Source organism: Arthrobacter cupressi (assembly GCF_900099975.1).
GTDB classification, from domain to species: Bacteria; Actinomycetota; Actinomycetes; order Actinomycetales; family Micrococcaceae; genus Arthrobacter; species Arthrobacter cupressi.
Window position 1 is genome coordinate 116884 of record NZ_FNEI01000010.1, and the last position, 17314, is coordinate 134197.

Sequence of the window (17314 nt, forward strand, 5' to 3'; positions counted from 1 at the left end):
AGTGCGGGCCACCGTTGGCCGCTAGTCGCTCGGACTCAACTTAGTGGTGAGGCTGCGTTCGTCCGCGCTCGCGTCGTCGGCTTCTTCGGCGGGCCCGCTGGGATCCTTTGAACCGGCCGTCCCGGGCTCGCCGGTGGGTTCCCCGCCCAAGGTCCGCGGCGGGGCCTCTCCGGGCTCGCCGGCCGCCGGCTGCTCCTCACGGGCCTTCGCTTGCTCTTCATCCGTGTCCCTCGGCACCGGCTGCTCCGGATTCTGGATTCCGTCATGGACTGGGGATGAGCTCATGCGCTTCATTGTTCTTCCTCCTCGGGCCGCGGACGCCGGGGCCGCCCCCGGCCCACCCCAACACCGCGGCAATTTCCGTTCCTCCGGGAACTTTTCCGCCCGGAAGCAGGTGACGCCGGCACAAGGTGAGCGACGGCGTCGACGCCAGCGAACGGCACGTCAACGTTCACCACGTCAACGTTCACTGAGCACGATCAGGCTTGCCGACAGTACCCCGTCGTGTCAGAGACGGGGCACTGTCCGGCAAACAGGGGCGGTCAGGGCTTAGAAGTCCCTTCCGCCGGTCGGAGGCGGGGGCTCCTCATCCAAGCCGATTCCGCCACCGGAACCCAGGGGCGGGTCTTCGACCTGCCCGGAAACCACTGTGGACCGCCAAGCCCCGGTTTCGTAGCGGCGGTCTTCGATGAACTTCTTGAACTTCTTCAGGTCCGCCCCGACTTGGAGTTCGTCCGCTCCCACTGCGGTGCCGGCCTTCTCGGCAAGCCCTTCGGGTGTCCACTCGATGCTGACGCTGACCTTTGACCGCTCGGGGCCCAGGGGTTCGAAGCGGACCACGCCCGCGTTCCGTGGGCCATCGGTGCTTTCCCAGCTGATCACGGTGTCAGGGACCTGGTCCAGGATCCTCGCGTCGTACTCGCGGTGCACGCCCGCCGTGCTGGTAGAGAAATGCAGGGTTGTATCGTCCAATTGCCTGACGGCGTCAACCCCGCTCATGAATTCGGGAAAGGTTTCGAACTGCGTCCACTGGTTGTATGCCGTGGATACGGGAACGTCAACTTCGATGGTCTGATCGACAGTAGCCATCACGGTCTCCTCACATGGTGGATTCGATGGGGTGTGGTGCTACGTTTTTCACGCTATCGAGGCCGCCAGTGAACATCAAGACATTTTGCTAAGTATGCTTAGCTTTTTTTGGCTGAGGTGCGTGCACCGCGGGAAGCGGGCCCGGCGAAGGGCGCGGCGGCGAAACCACAGGCGGCGGGCCCCCGCCCGGGTGCAGGCGCTTATAGAAGCAACGCTTGACCGGAAAATAGTTGCGGGGGTATCTCATTGCGCCCTGTCCGCCGCGATCCTCATATCCGCCCTTCCTTCCGGAACCGCTCCACCGCGGCATCGAAACAACCGCACAGCGCATGGATGGCGATGAGGTGGGCCTCCTGTGCGTGGGAGGGATCGGCATTGATGCAGATCGCCTCGTCCGCCGAGCCGGCAAGCGGGTTCGGGGAAGCGCCGGTCAGCGCCCAGACCGTCGCTCCCGCCTTGTGCGCCGCTTCCACGGCGGCCAGGAGGTTGGGACTGCGTCCGTCAGCGGACAGGACGAGGAGCACGTCACCGTTGCGGATGTGTCCACTGACCTGGCGCGCAAATACCTCGTCGTAGCCGTAATCGTTGCCGATCGCCGTCACCGCGGAAGCGTCGGCAGGCAGGGCAATGGCCGGAAAGGCCTGCCGGTCCTTTACATGGCGGCCGACGAGTTCGGCGGTGAAATGCTGGGCCTCGGCCGCATCTCCCCCGTTGCCCGCGGCGAGCACCTTCTTCCCCGTCACCAGCCGGCGTGCAAGCTCCTCGCCCCATTCGGCCAGCCTGGAGGATTCGCGACGCAGCGCCGCCACTGCCGGCCCCACCTGGCCGAGATGGGCCAGCACGACATCCACCGCTTCCTGCGGAAGTTCCTCGACCGCGGGCTCCGGGTCCCGCCCGCGGTCAATGACGACCTTCATGATGCCCTTCTTCCGATTGCCCGCCAGATTCCGCCACGGGCGCACCGGTTGCGCCCTTACCGGACACACTTCCAGCGAAGCAGAGCAATCGGACGAACACAAGACCTTATAGTAAGTTTGCTTAGTATCTTCCCGCGGCGCCGTGTCCCTATGGAGACGCCGTCACTACCATGGCCGAGCCGCCGCCCCGCCGCGACGGTTCCGCGGCGGCGAGCAAAGCACCGCCGGGCAGGAACTCGATGGCAGTGGCAGCGCCGATTTCCGCCGCGGAGGTGAACGCGTCACCCGAGGGCACCAGGGTGTGCCCGAATGGCGCCAACTGATTGCCGTAGGCCGTAATGAACTCGGGCTCCGCGGTCACGTTGGGCGTATTCCGCTGCGCGGCCCGGGGCGCGGCGATCGCCTGCGGGGTGCTCATGCCACGGTCCACCCGGTTCAGGATGGCCTGCAGCACCGTGGTGATGATCGTGGAGCCGCCGGGCGAACCAAGCGCCAGGAAGGGTTTGCCTTCCTTCAGGATGATGGTGGGCGACATCGACGAACGCGGCCGCTTGCCCGGGTCGATCCGGTTCGGGTCCCCGGCGTTGTACACGGTGGAGAAGTCCGTCAGTTCGTTGTTGAGCAGGAAGCCGCGGCCGGGCACCACGATGCCGGAACCGCCGGTCTGCTCAATGGTGAGGGTGTACTCGGCCACGTTGCCCCACTTGTCGGCAACCGTCAGGTTGGTGGTCGAGATGTTCTCGGTGTCGCGCTCCTCCGCGGGGGCCGCAGCGGCGGCCGGGCACGCGCCGTCGTACGCCGTCACGTCACCGGGGGCGACCGGCTTGGTGGCGGCATGCAGCGGATCGACCTCGCAGGCGCGCTCCTTGCCGAACAGCTCATCGGTGAGGGCCGCCGTCGGGACATCGACGAAGGCCGGGTCTCCCACGTACTTGCCACGGTCGGCGAAGGCAAGGGCACTCGCCTCGAGGTAGTGGTGGAGGGCGTTGGCGGTGGGCATTCCCGCCATGTCGAAGGTGCCGAGGATGTTCAGGGCTTCCCCGACCGTGGTGCCGCCGCTGCTCGAGGGCGCCATGCCGTAGACGTCCAGGCCGCGGTAGGTCACGTGGCTGGGTGCCTGGTCCAGGACACGGTAGGCGGCGAGGTCCGCCGCAGTGAGGTGGCCGGCCGGGACGGGCAGGCCGGTCGTGGCGGTCTTGGGCGGGGACTGGACGGCGTCGGCGATCTCCGCGGCGAGGGCGCCGCCGTAGAAGGCGTCCGTGCCCCGCTCGGCGAGCAGGCGGTAGGTGGCGGCGAGCTCATGGTTCCGGAAGATGCTCCCGACGGCGGGGGCGTCACCACCGGGGAGGAAAAGCTTGCTGGTGGAGGTGAAGGCCTCGAAGCGCAGCTTGTTGTCGAGGGTCTGCTGGCGGAAGGTCCGGTCCACCACGAAACCGCGGGTGGCCACCTTGATGGCCGGCTTCAGCGCCTCACCCAGGCCGAGCGTTCCCCACCGCTCGAGGGCCCGCTCCCACGTGGCCGGGGTACCTGGCACGCCGACGGACACGCCGCTGGTGACCAGTTCCGGGGTGAAACGGTAGGGGCTGCCCGCGGGATTCTGCGGGGTAACCGTGGCGGGGTCGATGAAGGCGTCGTGCGGCATCGCCGCCGGAGCGGTCTCGCGGCCGTCGATGGTGCCTACCTCGCCGCTTTGCGCGTCGTAGTAGACGAAGTAGCCGCCGCCCCCAATGCCGGCGCTGTACGGTTCGGTGACTCCGAGGGTGGCGGCAGCGGCGACGGCGGCATCGGCCGCGTTGCCGCCCTTGCGGAGCACCTCGATCGCCGCCGCCGAGGCCTCCGGGTCCACGGTGCTCACGGCTCCCCCGTAACCGGTGGCGGTGGCCGCTTTGTCGGTGCTCCGCGGGTCCGCAGACGCGGGGCTCAACGCCGCTCCGCTCGTAACGCTCAAGGCCAGAACCGCCGTAATGGCAGCCAGTCGACGTCTCATTTCAGGCATGGTCGCTCCCTGGGTCCGGTGCTGGTGAAGGTGCGCCCACCATACCCGTGCACAGGGACGGACTCAATGGCGCGCGGTTTCCCGGCAGGCGCCGCGGCACCTGCCCTTCAGGCCGGGCGTCAGTCTTTCAGCAGGTCGGCGTGCTGGGCGGCCACCACGTTCGGGTGCGCCCGGAGCCGGTACCGCAGCGCGTTGTCGCCGTAGGTTTCCAGAATGGGGCTGTTGGTCGGGTCGACGGACAGGCCACGCGCCTTCGCCTGGAATTCGGGGCTGACGGCCAGCTGCGGCATGCGGGCGTCCAGGGCCGGGTTGTAGAAGAACGGCAGGGAGATCCGGTCCGTGCCGCGCAGCGGCGAAATGACCCGGTGCAGGGTTGCCTTGAGGTAGCCGTTGGTGGCGAGCTCAAGCATTTCGCCGATGTTCACCACAAAGCTGCCCGGAACCTGCGGTGCGTCGATCCAGCCGCCGTCGTGTTCGACCTGCAGGCCCCCCTTGCCGGGCTCCACCAGCAGCAGGGTCAGCACGCCGCCGTCGCGGTGCGAACCCACCCCCTGCTTCGGGTCCGGATCGGACTCCCCCGGGTACCGGACGATCTTCTGTATGGGAAAGGCGCGGGCGGCAAATGCTGCATCGAAGGTGTCCTCCGGAGCGCCCAGGGAAAGGGCCAAGGCCCTGAGCAGCTCCAGCGACACCGCGCTCAGCCGGTCCATCCATTCGGCCACGATGCCCTGCATTTCGGGCAGCGCTTCCGGCCACAGGTTGGGCCCCTCGAGCCGCCAATAGTCGGCGACTCCTGGGCCGGGGGGGACGGGATCACGCTCCACGCCGATATCGATCTGCTCGCGCCAGTCCACCGCGCCCGCCGTCAGTTCCCCGCCCATCCTTGTGTAGCCGCGGAACTGCGGGCTGTTGACGTTTTCGAGGGCGAGCTTCTGCTCCTCCGGCAGCGCGAAGAAGCGGCGCGAAACATCAAGCATGGCGTCGGTGAGCTCCTGCGGAATGCCGTGGCCGGACAGGTACAGGAACCCGACCTCGTGCATGGCGTCCCGGAGTTCGTCCCGGAAACGGGCGGCCTCTTCCGGGCCAGCATGCAGGCGGGAAAAATCGAGCACGGGCAAAGTCTCAAGAGCCACCGCGATATTCCTTTTCGACCGGTTTGGCAAGCGTCAGCTTGTAATGGCTCCCATGTTACGTACCGGCCGTGGTGGTGCCTAGCGTTCGGACGGGACGCTCAGGCTGCCGTACCTCTCCATCCGGTGCCACCGCAGATGCAGTCCGGCCACCGCCGTCACCAGGGAGTGGATGACCACCACATACATCAGTTGCCGGTAGACGAACTGCTGCAGCGGAAGGGCCCAGAGCGTGCGCAACGGCTCTTTGTCCAGCCGGAAAGCGTAGGCCGCCATCAGGAACTGCACCAGCAGGAAGCCCAGCCAAAGTGCGGCGATCCGCAGCGGATCAAGGAAGAACAGGCCGTAGAGGGCAAAAACGTCAACGACGGGGGCGAACAATGGCAGCAGCACCTGCAGGACCAGCAGGTAGCCCAGTCCGCGGCGGCCCAGCTTGCCGGCGGCACCGCCCTGCACTACCGCGCGGCGGTGCTTCCACATCGCCTGCAGCGTGCCGTAGCACCAGCGGTAGCGCTGCCGCCACAGCGCGCCCAGCGACGCCGGGGCCTCGGTCCAGGCGCGCGCGTCGTCCTGGTAGACGACCCTCCATCCGTCCCGGCACAGCGACATGGTCAGGTCGGTGTCCTCGGCGAGCGTATCCTCGCTCACTCCGCCGACGCCGAGCAGGGCGTCGCGGCGGAAGGCACCGATCGCGCCCGGCACGGTCGGCATGCATTCGGCGAGGTCGAACAGGCGGCGGTCCAGGTTGAAGCCGACCACGTACTCGATGTGTTGCCAGGCGCCAAGGATGCCGCCGCGGTTCACCACCTTGGTGTTGCCCGAGACTGCGCCCACTGCCGGGTCGCCGAAGGGCTGGATGAGGGCGCGGACCGTGCCGGGCTCGAACACCGTGTCGCCGTCGACCATCACCACGAGCTGGTGGCTGGCGGCCTGGAGCCCTGCGTTCAGCGCTGAGGGCTTGCCGCCGTTCTCCTTGCGGATGACCGTGACCCGGGGAAGGGCAAGCGCCTCCACGAGGTCCGCGGTGCCGTCCGTGGACCCGTCATCGACCACGATGATCTCCACCTGGTGGGTCGACGCGGCGATGGAGCGCACGGCGGCTTCGATTCCGGCGGCTTCGTTGTAGGCGGGGACGATCACGGTCACCGGGTCGGTGACCTCGGGACGGACTGCGACGTCGACGCGGCGCCGGCCGCGCCCGCGGGCACTGAGGCGGCGGGCGATGCGGCTGTGGCGCGCCGCGAACCCGATGACGAGGACGGCACGGGCGAGCGTCACGACGCCGGCCACGACCAGCGCCCAGGAGATGGCCGTGACAACGAAATCGCTGAGGCGGATTCCCCACCCGAGGGCCGTGCCGCTGATCTGTTCGGCAACGGAGGCCTGCCGCATGCTGTCGATGCCGACGGCGGCGCCCACGGTGGTGACCTTGTAACCTTCGGCAGCCCACCGCGAAAGGCTTGAGTCCAGCGCGGCGACGGTGTCCGCGCGGTCGCCGCCGCCGTCGTGCATGAGCACGACCTGGCCTTGCCGGCCGGGCGCCGCGAGCTTCTGCTCGATCGCAGCGGCGCCGGGCCGCTGCCAGTCCTTGCTGTCGAGGGTGCTGAACACGCTCAGGTATCCCTCGTCAGCCAGGTCCTGCATCGCGGACCACGTGGCGTCGTTCACCGCTGCGTTCCCGGAACTATAGGGCGGGCGCAGCAGGGAGGCCGACTGTCCGGTGATGCCGGTGATCACCTTCTGGGCCCCCTGGACTTCGAGCTGCCGGCGCCATTGCGGGGCGTTGCCGAGGTCGGCGTGGGTGAGTGTGTGGACACCGATTTCATGGCCCTCGGCCACGATCCGGCGTACGAGGTCCGGGTTGTCGATCGCTGCGGAACCGACCACGAAGAAGGTGGCGTGGACGTGATGTTTCCGCAGGACGTCCAGGATCCGGGGCGTCCACACGGGGTCGGGTCCGTCGTCGAAGGTCAGCGCGAGGGTGCGCTCCGGCGGGTGCACCGAGTGTACGGAGTCCCCGCGGGAGTCGACGACGGGGCCGCCTTCGGTGACGGTCTTCGGGACCGTGGTGGATGTCCCGGCCGCCGGCGCCGAGTCGTCGCTGATCCCGGCGAGGTGGTGCATGTACCCCTGGACGATCAGTGCGGCGGCTATCGAGCACAGGACCGCCACGAGGATGAACCAGTGCGCCCTGACGCCGGCTTGCTCGCGGGGCGGACCCGGACGGCGGCCGCTCACGGGTGCGTCGGGGTGGCTCGCCGCTTGGCCTGGCCCGGGGCCTCGTCGTTCTTGGCCGGGTGCGTGGCCGCAGCATCTGCAGGCACCGCGGCAGTCGGTTCAGGGGCCGCGGAACCGGCGGGCTCGGCGACCGGCACGGCCTCGGTCCCGGCGGGTGGTGGTTCGACGGCGGGCGGGGTACCCGGTGTTTCCATGGATTCCGCGGGGCCACCGTTGCCGGCGCCGTTGGCGGGCGGCGCGGGACGGTCACCGGCGGCCGGGACCGGAATGGGCAGGTACGGCGCGGCCACGTTGGACCCGCCGATGAAGGCGACCAGGAGGAGGACGAGGTATCCGGCCACCAGTGCGGCGGCCGCGAGACCTGCCAGTTTGACACGGCGGAGGCGCCGCCCCGAGGCGTCCACGAAGACAGGCCCCCGGGAAATCGGGGACTGGACACGAACGGGGTTTTCATCAAGATCTGGCATCGGGCATCAATTTTAGCCGATCGGTGCCCGGCCGCCTAAAGAAGTGCACGGCAGGCTTGTGCGGAAGGGGCGCCAAGTGCAAGGCTGGACGGCCCGGACAGCCTAGGGGAATGGAGCGCAGATGGTGGTCCTGAGCGCAGGCATCCTGCTGTACCGGCGGGGCCCGGCAACGGGGTCCCCGGCTGATTCTCCGGCGGGCCCTCCTGCTGGTTCTCCAGCCAGTCCTCTTGCAGGCTCCGCACCCGGGCCGCGGGCCGACCTGGAGGTGTGGATCGCCCACATGGGCGGTCCGTTCTGGGCCAACAAGGAGGCCCGCGCCTGGTCCGTTCCCAAGGGTGAGTACTCCCCCGGTGAGGAGCCATGGCTGGCTGCCCAACGTGAGTTTGCCGAGGAAATGGGCTCGCCCCCTCCACCCGCCGACTATTTCCGTCTCGGCGACTTCAAGCAGCCCTCCGGCAAAGTCATCACGGTTTTCGCTGCGGAATCGGACTTCACCCCGGAAGAGATCAGGAGCAACACCTTTCCCCTGGAGTGGCCGAAGGGCTCCGGCAGAATCCAGCAGTTCCCCGAGATCGACCGTGCCGCCTGGACCGCCGAAGCCGAGGCCCGGGCCTTGCTGGTGCGCGGGCAGGTGCCTGTGCTCGACGCGCTGTTGACGCGCCTGGGCAGTCGGCCACCCGGGCCAGCGGAAGCCGGATAAAGCAGAAGCCGGGAAAGGGGGAGCTACGTGAGAACCGGCGGGAGCGGGTCCTGTTCACCGGACAACCCGGCAGGCAGGGCCACGGTGAAGGTGCTTCCCTTCCCGGGACTGCTGTCACAGGTGATGCTGCCCCCGTGGCGTTCCACGATGGACTTCGTGATGGACAGCCCCAGGCCGGCGCCCGGGATCGCTGCCTGACGGGCGGCACGGGTCCGGAAGAACCGGGTGAAAATCCTGGCGCTCTCCTCCTTCGTCATTCCCATGCCGGTGTCCTGCACTTCCAGCCTGACCCAGCCGTCGTCCCGGCTTGCCCTGACGCTCACGAGCCCGCCGTCCGGCGAGTACTTGATGGCGTTGGACACGAGGTTGTCCAGGGCCTGTCCAAGCCGGAGCGGATCCGCGTCCGCCCACAGGGGCGCCGGCACGTCGGCCACGAGTCCGACGTTGGCCGCATCCGCCTGGGCACGTGCCGACCCCAGGCTGTTTTCAACCAGGCCAGCCAGGTCCGTCCGCCGCAATTGCACGCTCTCCACGGATGCCGCGGAGGAGAGGAGGTCCTGGACAAGGACGCGGAGCCTCTCCGCGTTGCGTTCGGCGACTTCCAGTCCCCGCCTCGACCCGGCGTCGAGTTCGGGGGCGCCACGCATCACGATATCGAGGTTGCCGAGGATCGCGGTCAGGGGGCTCCCGAATTCATGGGAGACGTTGGCCACGAGTTCGTCCTTGGCTGCCAGGGCGTTGACCACGTCGGTCAGGTCCCGGAAGAAGACCACGGCCCCGCCGAAGCCGCCGTCGGCATCGTTCGGCATCCCGCGTGCGGCAGTCGAGATGGCCCGTTGCTCCGTGCCCTCACCGAACCACAGCAAATAGTCGGAGAAGGTCTCCCCGCGGACAGCCCGCAGCACAGGGTCCTTTTCAGGCGGCAGCGGTGTGTGGCGGTCCTGGCCGAAAACCAGCCGGCTTTCCGTTGCCGCCTGCGGCGGGCCGGCAGTGGATGCCGTCAGCCCCAGGAACGCCTTTTGCTGGTTGTTCACCAGCACGGTTTCGCCTTTGGAATCAACCGCGACAATGCCGACGTCGATGGTGTCCAGGATGGTCTGCAGCAGCGCCTCACGGTCCCTGCTGGCGGAAAGCAATTGCCGCAGGGCACTGTCGCGGTGTTTCACCCGCCGCTCCTGGAGGCGCGCATAAGAACCTGCCAGCCGGATCGAAAGCGCCACCGCGAACATCATGAGCGGCAACAGGACCACCGAGGAAATGTCCGACGCCGTGGGGTTGGGCAGGTGGGCGAGGAGCACGGGAAGGGCAATGAGGAAAGGCCCCGCGAACCCCAGAATGAGGCTCGTCTTGGCAAGCATCCCCGAGGCCGCCAGCCATATCACGGGAAAAACGGAAAGCACCGTGAGGCCCGGGACTACGTTGAACGCGCCGTTGCGGGTAAAGCAAAGGGCCAGCAAATCCAGAATGGGAATAACCAGGCTCGCCCGCGGATCCAGGCGCTCCCATGGAACGAGGAGGCAGCTCAGGAACAATAATCCGTGCAGCACAACACCGGTGGCAAACAACGGATTCTGAAGCAATCCGGGCCAAACGGTGGGCGCCGCAATCACGATGCCGGCCACAATGATCGTCAGCGGCAATTCACACACGGCAAGCCGTGCCCGCGGCCGGAGTTTCCTGAAGAAACGCGAGGCCGTGCGGAGAATAGCCTGCTCGCTCAAGGCATGACCTTTCGTTGGCGAGGCGCTGTGGAAATTGCTGCTTCGGCCGATTCTAGCAACGGCGATTCCGGTAGCAAGGGCTCCGGGGGCAAGGGAGCGCAATCGGGGGCGCTTGGACGGCCGGAAAATGCGGCCATCAGCGGCGGGCGTGGACCTTCAAGGCGGCACATATTCCACATATTAGGTGCCAAATAACGTGGATGCTTGTATCGTTGCTAATCGGAGACACTCCCGCATTGCGCTGGGCTGTGCGGCGGTGATCACCGACTCGAGGGTACAAATGAGCGAGCCTGGGGTAGCTGTAGTCATCGAGGATGATGAAGACGTCCGGAATTTGGTTGACGCCATCCTCAAGGAAGCCGGTTTTGTGGTCCATTCCGCCGCTACCGGGCGCGAAGGCGTGGAAGTCGTAAGGCATCAACAGGCGGCAATTGTCACGCTGGACATTGGGCTTCCGGACATGGACGGCCACGAGGTCCTGCGCCGGATCCGGCAGTTCAGCGATGCATACGTGCTGATGCTGACGGCGAGGCAGGATGAAACGGAAACCCTGACGGCGTTCCTCACCGGCGCCGACGACTATGTCAGGAAGCCGTTCCTTCCCCGGGAACTTCGGGCCCGGGTCACCGCGATGATGCGGCGCCCGCGGGCCGCGGACGCGCCGGCATTTGCCGGCCGGGCGCCCGGCGGACTGCACGACGGCGGCCGTGCCGGTAGTGACGAGGCCCGCCCGGACGATGCCGTCATCAGGCATAACGGGCTGGCGCTGAACTACAAGACCAGGACAGTTTCGCTTCAAGGTTCCGCGCTGAATTTGACCAGGAGCGAATTCGACCTGCTATACGACCTTCTCCGAGGGAAAGGGGAAGTGCGGACGAAGACTGACCTGGTCCGGGCGGCCCGCGGGGATTACTACGACGATGACGCCTACATCAGTGAAGCGGACGAGAGGGCCGTCGAAACCCATATCGGCAACCTGCGCCGGAAGCTTTCCGAGGACCCGCAATCGCCGCGTTTTCTGCTGACCGTCCGGGGCATCGGATACCGGCTCGCGCCCAAGCGGGCCGACTAATCCTGACTATTCATTCCGGAGAACGTAACTGCCCTGAAGCTCGAGAACCGTGGCATGGCCGCATTCGGCAACGGCGGCGAGCAGCGAGCGGGCATCACGCACGCCGCCTTTGCGGATATGTTCCTCGAATTCGCCTGCAAGCCCCGCAAGCCGCATTCCTCCGACCATTATTGAAGAGGTTTTGAGGCTGAGAATTGCTTCGAGGGCCCCGGCGATGTCGCCGCGTTCCACGGCGCCGGCAAGGACTTCGTAGCGAAGGGTCCAGAGTTTCGCGAAATCGCTGGCGAAGCTGCGGGCAATGAGCGGATTGTCCAGCTGGTCTTCCAGGAGCTGGAACACCGCCAGGTCCAATAACGGCTGCCCGGACCCGGTCGCGGGCAGCCAGTTCGAATCGTCGGCGGAACCCGTGCGTTCGGGTCCAACGCCGTCGGCTTCGCTTGTACCTGGACTGGACATAGCTCAATGCTACTTTCTGAATTCCGAAAAAGCGGTTCTTGGGGATTTCCTGAGGGAATCTTAAGACTTACGGGTTTAGGTGACTTTTACGGGTCAAATAATTCCAGTATTGGATTGTCCGGCTCAACCGCCGCTGAAGGTCATGATCGTGTTGATGACCGCCGGCCCCAGGATGGCGATGAACAACACGGGGAAAATGAAGAACAGCAAGGGAAACAGAATCGTCACCGGAAGCTTCATCGCCTTCTCTTCGGCCCGCTGGCGCCGTTTCACCCTCATGACCTTCGCCTGCACCCGCAGCACCCTGCTAATGGCGATCCCGTACGTGTCAGCCTGGATCACGGCCTGCACGAAGCTGCGGAGCTCCGGGACGTTGGAACGTTCGGCCAGGGCCAGATAGGACTCACGCCGGCTCCGGCCGACCTGCATGTCCTGGAGTGTACGCACCAGTTCCTCCGCCAGGGGGCCTTTCCCGTTTTCGCCGGCACGCGCCATGGCACCTTCGAAGCCGAGGCCCGCCTCGACCGAAATCAGCATCTGGTCCATGGTGTTGGCAAGTTCCAATTGCATGGTCTTTTGCCGCTCCTGCCCCTTGCTGTAAAGCATCAGGTCCGGAATGAAATAGCCCAGCAGCACCACAAATATGCCCACCAGCTTCAGGATCCCGCTGTCGCTATTCGCACTGATCCAAAATCCCAGCAGCGCGCCGCATAATCCGAGTGCGGGCTTGGCTGTGAGGACGCGCCCCAGCGGAAGGGACTGAGGCCGGCCCGCCAGGGAGAGCAAGCGGTCCAGCTTCTGGACGTAGCTGCCGGGAGTGAGCCGGTAACCGAGGTTTTCGAGGGAGCTGCTGCGCAACTGCGGACCCGTCTCGGCCGGACCGGCCCCGCGTGCCAGGAGTTCCCGGACGGAGCGCTGGGTCCTGCGGTCCACCGAAAGGAACGACCACGCGAGGTAGGCGATCGGCAACGGCACCAGCAACAAAGCCAAAATCAACAGGGAATTCACGCCTTCACCTCAGAACTTCAGGTCGATGATCTTGCGCATCCAGAGACCGCCGATGGTCATGAGGACGGCCGACGCCGCGATCATGGCCCAGCCGAGCGGATGGGTGAACATCACGTTCATGTAGCCGGGATTCACCACCATGAGCATGGTGGTGATGCCGAAAGGAAGGGCCATCAGGATGTATCCGGAGAACTTTCCCTCCGCCGCCAGGGACTTGATGTGGCCCTTGATTTCACTACGTTCCCGGATGGTCTCGTTGACCTGGTCCAGGACTTCTGCCAGGTTGCCGCCCACCTCGCGGTTGATCTGGATGGCCTGGGCGATCCACACGAAGTCCTCGCTGCGCATCCGCTCCGCGGTGTCGTTGAGCGATACCTGGAGCTCCCGGCCCAGGCTGGTTTCGGTGATGATGCGGCGCATTTCCTCGGCGGTCGGGCTGACCGATTCGGTGGCCGCGGCGTCAATCGCACGGAGGATGCTGTGCCCGGCGCGCAGGCCGCCCGAGAGCAGTTGCAGCGTGTCTCCGAGCTGCTCATCGAACTTCGCGCGCCGCTTGCCGGTCCGGAACCTCAGGACGAACTTCGCCACGAAGGGCGCCAGGATGAAGAACAGGATGCCGAGCAAGAGCCCGCCGGCAATCACCCCGATTAGTGCACTGACGAATGCACCAGCGATCACGAGGATGAAGAATTCCGCCTGGCTCGTCCGCAGCCCGGCGTTCTCGAGTTCTTCCCGGTTGAACAAGCGGACATTGCGCCGCGTGAGGAACCCATGGACGGCGCCGGACGCCGAGCCGGCAAACCTCGTCAGCGAGGAGTCGGCCGGCTGGTAGGGCCGCCTGCGGTCCAGGGGAACCCCGGGACTCTTGGGCAGGATCACGGCGACCCCGAACAGCACGATGGCGGAAAGCATGAAGGCCGTGCCTGTCAGGAGGATCATGGCCGGTCACACCCTCGCCGCAGTCGCCACGGGTGCGGCGAAGACCTCGGGGGAAACGTGGATGCCCAGGTCATTGAAGCGGTCGATGAACCGCGGGCGGATGCCGGTGGACACCGGCCTGCCAAGGAACGTCCCGTGCGAGTCCACGCCCGCCGAGTAGTCGAAAACGAAGGCGTCCTGGAGGGTGACGACGTCCCCCTCCATTCCCTGGACTTCGGTCACGTGGGTGATCCGGCGCGTTCCGTCCCGCAGGCGCGAGATCTGGATGATGAGGTTCACGGCGGACGCGATCTGCTCGCGGATCGCCCGCAGCGGCAAGTCCATGCCCGCCATGAGGACCAGCGTTTCGAGGCGGGCCACCGCGTCACGCGGCGAGTTCGAGTGGACCGTGGACAGCGAGCCGTCGTGGCCGGTGTTCATGGCCTGCAGCATGTCCAGGGACTCTCCGCCGCGGACCTCCCCGACGACGATCCTGTCCGGGCGCATGCGCAGCGAGTTCCTCAGGAGCTCCCTGATGGTGACCTCGCCCTTTCCTTCAGTGTTCGCGGGCCTGCTTTCGAGCCGCACCACGTGCCGCTGCTGGATCTGCAGTTCCACGGCATCCTCGATGGTGACGATGCGGTTGTCATCGGGGATGAAGGAGGACAGGACGTTGAGCAGGGTGGTCTTTCCCGTGCCCGTGCCGCCGGACACAATGATGTTCAGCTTGGCTTTGACACAGGCATTGAGGAGTTCGGCCATTTCGGGGGTGAGCGTGCCGAAGTCGATCAGGTTGCGGACGGTCAACGGCACCTTGCTGAACTTCCGGATGGTCAGGGACGAACCTCCGACGGCGAGTGGCGGGATCACTGCGTTGACGCGGGATCCGTCTTCGAGCCGTGCGTCAACGAGCGGGGACGATTCGTCGATCCGGCGGCCCACCTTGGACACAATCCGCTCGATCACGCGCCGGAGATGCTCTTCTGAGCTGAAGCCGGAGTCGGTCAGGGTCAGCCTGCCTTTTCGCTCGACGTAGATCTGGTCCATCCTGTTGACCATGATTTCCGTGATGTCCGGGTCGTCCAGCAACCGCTGGAGCGGCCCGTAGCCAAGGACGTCGTCCGCCACGTCCCCCACCAGGCGGCTCCGCTCCTCAGCGGACAGCGGAACCTGTTCGGCGTCGACGATACGGATCAGTTCTTCCCGGGCGGTCGCCCGCAACTCGTGCTCGCTCAGCGCCGAGTCGTTGAACCGGGCACCCAGGCGCTCGAACAACGCTGTTGCTGCCCGCGCCTTGAGCGCGGCGAAGGCGTCCACGGGCTGCTGGACCTTGGCCTTGCCCTGATCGGCGTGCTCGGCGAGCTTCAAGGATGCATGCGTCTTTCCGGAACCGGCAGCCTTCCCCGCCGAGTAGGGCGTGGCCTGCAGTGCGGACTCGGCAAAAGGAGCTGCGACAGGCGCCACCGCTCCACGAACGGGCTGTCCCGGCATACCGGAGTCAGGAGCCTGCGCGGAATGATTGAATTCCGGTCGGTTGTGTGCGCCACGCCCGGCTACCGAGGAGGCACCGAAGGGACCATCTGCCTTGTCCTCGACGGCGCGCAGCCGCTGGGAGAGTTTCACCTAGACCACCACCCTTCTGTGCAGTTGCCGTTGCGTGGTGGCACGCCACGCCGGGTTGAAGCGTTCTACGAGCTGATTGAGGCTTTTGACCGCCGGATCCTTGATGGACTCCTGGAGTACGGGAATGCCCCGGTTGGTCGAGAGCGCAACAGCCTTTGACCGGGGAAGGCTCACATCCACAGGAGCGCCGACGTTGGCTTCGACGTCCTGCACGGACAGGCCGGCCTTCGAATCGGCCATGTTGAGCACCACGTGGCGGGTTTCGGGCAGCAGGTCAAGCTTCCGGAGGATGTCCAGGCCAGCGCGGAGGCCGCGAACGCTTGGGACGTCCATGCCTGTGACCCACACGGCGTCGGTGCACTGCTCAAGCGCGGCGAGGCCCACTTCGGGCAGCCCCGGCGCGGTGTCCACCACCACATATTGGAACTCCTCCGCCAGCTGTTCGAGCAGCCGGCTCACCTGTTCCGGCGTGATTTCATCCGCCTCCACGGGGTCCTTGGGAGCGCACAAGGCGTAGATTCCTGCCGGATGAACGCTGAGGAACGCCTTGAGGACCAGGGAATCCTGGCTTGCCGAGGGCGTGACGGCGTCGGTCACAGTGTGTTCCGGGTTGAGGTACAGTCCGGAGGCGACGTCGCCGAACTGTAGGTCCAAGTCCACGATCACCACGCTCATCGGCGCGATCTTGCCCAGGCCCACGGCGATGTTCGTGGCGATAGTCGTCTTGCCAACCCCGCCCTTGGGGGAAAAGACGCCGATCACCATGCCCTTGGGCGCGTGAGCCTGCTTCGGCTCCACGGTGCGCTGGCGGCTGGCGAAGGACTGGCACGCCCGCTCCAGCATGATGCGGATCTGGGCCACGTCCGCGGCGGGGCTCATGATGTCGCGGATGCCTGAGCGCATGGCCTGCAGGACGAATCCGGATTCCGGCTCGGTGACAAGGATGACGCTTAGCTCGGGTGCACGGACGTCGAGGACCGTAGCCAGCCGCAGGGCCTCCTCCACGGGGACCTCGGGTCCGAGGATCAGGACTTCGAATTGCTCCTGGTTGAGTGCGCCGAACAACTCGGCGGGGTCGGACGGCAGGACATTGGTGAAGAAGGTCTGCACGCTTCCGGGCAGCCCGCCCGCCACGGCCTGGCGAAGCCGCTGATCGAATTCGGCATCCGGAGTGATCAGGACGAAGCGGCTCATTTGAAGACCTCGTTCCCGTCGATGATCCTGGGTCCGCTGACTTTTGCGTTCAGCGGCTCCTTGCTCAGCCAGATCTTGGCGAACTCGTTGCCGAACACGATCTTCGCGGCGTCGGCATCGCTGACAGCCACTGTCAGGAGGAGGGATCCGTTCGGAAGCGTAGTGTCCTGCGGATCCGCCGCGGGCGCGCCCTGGCTCGGAGCCGGCGTCGGCTGTGCGGATGCCGCCGCCTGCGGCGCGCGCTGGATCGCCGTCACGAGGACCTTATGGATGACCAGCTTGGTCTTTCCCGATTTGTCTTCGTCTTTTCCGGCGACCTGGGAGATGAACACGCCGATGTGGTCGCCGGGGGCCAGCCGGCCGCCGACAACCCGCTGGGGTTCCACTTGGAAGGAGACTTCCTGGAGACCCGCCGGCACCTCGACGCTTCCGGGCGTCTTGAGCTCGTCCGGGGCGACCAGGCGCTCAGCAAGCAGCGTCTCGCCGGGGACCAGATCCACGGCGGCCACTTTGCCGGTTACGTCGCCCAGGGAGTGCAAAGCCGTCTTCGGAACCGCTGATTCGGGCAGCTGCTGTGTGGCCAGCGAGGCCATCATGGCCTCGACCGGCGTACCGGCGGGAACCGCCGCCTTGACGATCAGGACGTCCACCGGCGTGAGGTTCTGGACGGCACGCTGATCGGCGGCCTGGGCGTATGAGAAGACGAGGATCACTCCGACGACGGCGAGCAGCGCAGCTGCGGATCCGGCCAACAAGCGGGACTTCACTTGCTACTCCTGTTCAAA

Annotated in this window: 16 protein-coding genes; 2 read left to right on the forward strand and 14 right to left on the reverse strand. The window is 66.3% G+C overall.

The features are described from left to right. Positions 1–21: 21 nt before the first annotated feature. The 7 genes from BLP88_RS12720 to BLP88_RS12750 all read right to left on the reverse strand — a co-directional run bounded on the left by BLP88_RS12720 (position 22) and on the right by BLP88_RS12750 (position 7837). Positions 22–285: a hypothetical protein gene (locus BLP88_RS12720; protein WP_139163384.1), complete on the reverse strand. Its 264-nt coding sequence runs from the start codon at positions 283–285 to the stop codon at positions 22–24. A gap of 264 nt (positions 286–549) precedes the next feature. Next, a complete protein-coding gene (locus tag BLP88_RS12725; protein ID WP_074589700.1) occupies positions 550–1089 on the reverse strand; it encodes an SRPBCC family protein in 540 nt (179 codons plus the stop codon). 269 nt (positions 1090–1358) lie between these two features. Next, a complete protein-coding gene (locus tag BLP88_RS12730) occupies positions 1359–2006 on the reverse strand; it encodes a D-sedoheptulose-7-phosphate isomerase (protein ID WP_084111180.1) in 648 nt (215 codons plus the stop codon). A gap of 148 nt (positions 2007–2154) precedes the next feature. Next, entirely contained in the window at positions 2155–4002 is a 1848-nt protein-coding gene (gene ggt, locus BLP88_RS12735; protein ID WP_074589701.1) for a gamma-glutamyltransferase, read from the reverse strand. Between the two features lie 119 nt (positions 4003–4121). After that, a complete protein-coding gene (locus tag BLP88_RS12740; RefSeq protein WP_074589703.1) occupies positions 4122–5135 on the reverse strand; it encodes an isopenicillin N synthase family dioxygenase in 1014 nt (337 codons plus the stop codon). Between the two features lie 78 nt (positions 5136–5213). After that, positions 5214–7370: a bifunctional polysaccharide deacetylase/glycosyltransferase family 2 protein gene (locus tag BLP88_RS12745; RefSeq protein ID WP_245679858.1), complete on the reverse strand. Its 2157-nt coding sequence runs from the start codon at positions 7368–7370 to the stop codon at positions 5214–5216. Next, positions 7367–7837 (reverse strand): hypothetical protein, encoded by a 471-nt coding sequence (locus BLP88_RS12750; protein WP_074589705.1) that lies wholly within the window; start codon positions 7835–7837, stop codon positions 7367–7369. The genes BLP88_RS12745 and BLP88_RS12750 overlap by 4 nt, the downstream gene beginning before the upstream one ends. Before the next feature lie 121 nt (positions 7838–7958). Between BLP88_RS12750 and BLP88_RS12755 the strand changes: the two genes are divergently transcribed. Next, positions 7959–8537: an NUDIX hydrolase gene (locus BLP88_RS12755; protein WP_074589707.1), complete on the forward strand. Its 579-nt coding sequence runs from the start codon at positions 7959–7961 to the stop codon at positions 8535–8537. Positions 8538–8560: 23 nt separating this feature from the next. Here the strand turns inward: BLP88_RS12755 and BLP88_RS12760 are convergent, their stop codons facing one another. Then, positions 8561–10258, reverse strand: a complete 1698-nt coding sequence (locus BLP88_RS12760; RefSeq protein ID WP_074589708.1) for a sensor histidine kinase — start codon at positions 10256–10258, stop codon at positions 8561–8563. A 280-nt stretch (positions 10259–10538) separates the two neighbouring features. Here BLP88_RS12760 and BLP88_RS12765 point away from each other — a divergent pair, with 280 nt between their 5' ends. Continuing rightward, entirely contained in the window at positions 10539–11330 is a 792-nt protein-coding gene (locus BLP88_RS12765) for a response regulator transcription factor (protein ID WP_074589710.1), read from the forward strand. 6 nt (positions 11331–11336) lie between these two features. On the opposite strand, the gene BLP88_RS12770 is transcribed toward BLP88_RS12765, so the two are convergent. The 6 genes from BLP88_RS12770 to cpaB form a co-directional block, all read right to left on the reverse strand. Next, entirely contained in the window at positions 11337–11786 is a 450-nt protein-coding gene (locus tag BLP88_RS12770) for an Hpt domain-containing protein (protein WP_084111163.1), read from the reverse strand. A 123-nt stretch (positions 11787–11909) separates the two neighbouring features. Then, positions 11910–12794, reverse strand: a complete 885-nt coding sequence (locus BLP88_RS12775; RefSeq protein WP_074589712.1) for a type II secretion system F family protein — start codon at positions 12792–12794, stop codon at positions 11910–11912. A 9-nt stretch (positions 12795–12803) separates the two neighbouring features. Continuing rightward, on the reverse strand, positions 12804–13733 hold the full coding sequence (locus BLP88_RS12780; protein WP_074589714.1) for a type II secretion system F family protein: 930 nt from the start codon (positions 13731–13733) through the stop codon (positions 12804–12806). A gap of 6 nt (positions 13734–13739) precedes the next feature. Continuing rightward, on the reverse strand, positions 13740–15203 hold the full coding sequence (locus tag BLP88_RS12785) for a TadA family conjugal transfer-associated ATPase (RefSeq protein WP_074589793.1): 1464 nt from the start codon (positions 15201–15203) through the stop codon (positions 13740–13742). Positions 15204–15335: 132 nt separating this feature from the next. Beyond that, positions 15336–16529, reverse strand: coding sequence for a CpaE/TadZ family protein (locus BLP88_RS12790; RefSeq protein WP_074589715.1), 1194 nt, complete (start codon positions 16527–16529; stop codon positions 15336–15338). Beyond that, the gene (gene cpaB / locus BLP88_RS12795; RefSeq protein ID WP_084111166.1) at positions 16526–17296 is read right to left on the reverse strand and encodes a Flp pilus assembly protein CpaB; all 771 of its coding nucleotides are present in this window, start codon (positions 17294–17296) and stop codon (positions 16526–16528) included. The genes BLP88_RS12790 and cpaB overlap by 4 nt, the downstream gene beginning before the upstream one ends. Between the last annotated feature and the right edge of the window lie 18 nt (positions 17297–17314).

Excerpts from the sequence above, each read along its gene's own strand:
- BLP88_RS12770 (WP_084111163.1), bottom strand. The coding sequence starts at position 11,786 with ATGTCCAGTCCAGGTACAAGCGAAGCCGACGGCGTTGGACCCGAACGC.
- ggt (WP_074589701.1), bottom strand. The coding sequence starts at position 4,002 with ATGCCTGAAATGAGACGTCGACTGGCTGCCATTACGGCGGTTCTGGCC.
- BLP88_RS12780 (WP_074589714.1), bottom strand. The coding sequence starts at position 13,733 with ATGATCCTCCTGACAGGCACGGCCTTCATGCTTTCCGCCATCGTGCTG.
- BLP88_RS12785 (WP_074589793.1), bottom strand. The coding sequence starts at position 15,203 with ATGCCGGGACAGCCCGTTCGTGGAGCGGTGGCGCCTGTCGCAGCTCCT.
- BLP88_RS12765 (WP_074589710.1), top strand. The coding sequence starts at position 10,539 with ATGAGCGAGCCTGGGGTAGCTGTAGTCATCGAGGATGATGAAGACGTC.
- BLP88_RS12750 (WP_074589705.1), bottom strand. The coding sequence starts at position 7,837 with ATGCCAGATCTTGATGAAAACCCCGTTCGTGTCCAGTCCCCGATTTCC.
- BLP88_RS12790 (WP_074589715.1), bottom strand. The coding sequence starts at position 16,529 with ATGAGCCGCTTCGTCCTGATCACTCCGGATGCCGAATTCGATCAGCGG.
- BLP88_RS12730 (WP_084111180.1), bottom strand. The coding sequence starts at position 2,006 with ATGAAGGTCGTCATTGACCGCGGGCGGGACCCGGAGCCCGCGGTCGAG.
- BLP88_RS12755 (WP_074589707.1), top strand. The coding sequence starts at position 7,959 with ATGGTGGTCCTGAGCGCAGGCATCCTGCTGTACCGGCGGGGCCCGGCA.
- BLP88_RS12725 (WP_074589700.1), bottom strand. The coding sequence starts at position 1,089 with ATGGCTACTGTCGATCAGACCATCGAAGTTGACGTTCCCGTATCCACG.
- BLP88_RS12720 (WP_139163384.1), bottom strand. The coding sequence starts at position 285 with ATGAGCTCATCCCCAGTCCATGACGGAATCCAGAATCCGGAGCAGCCG.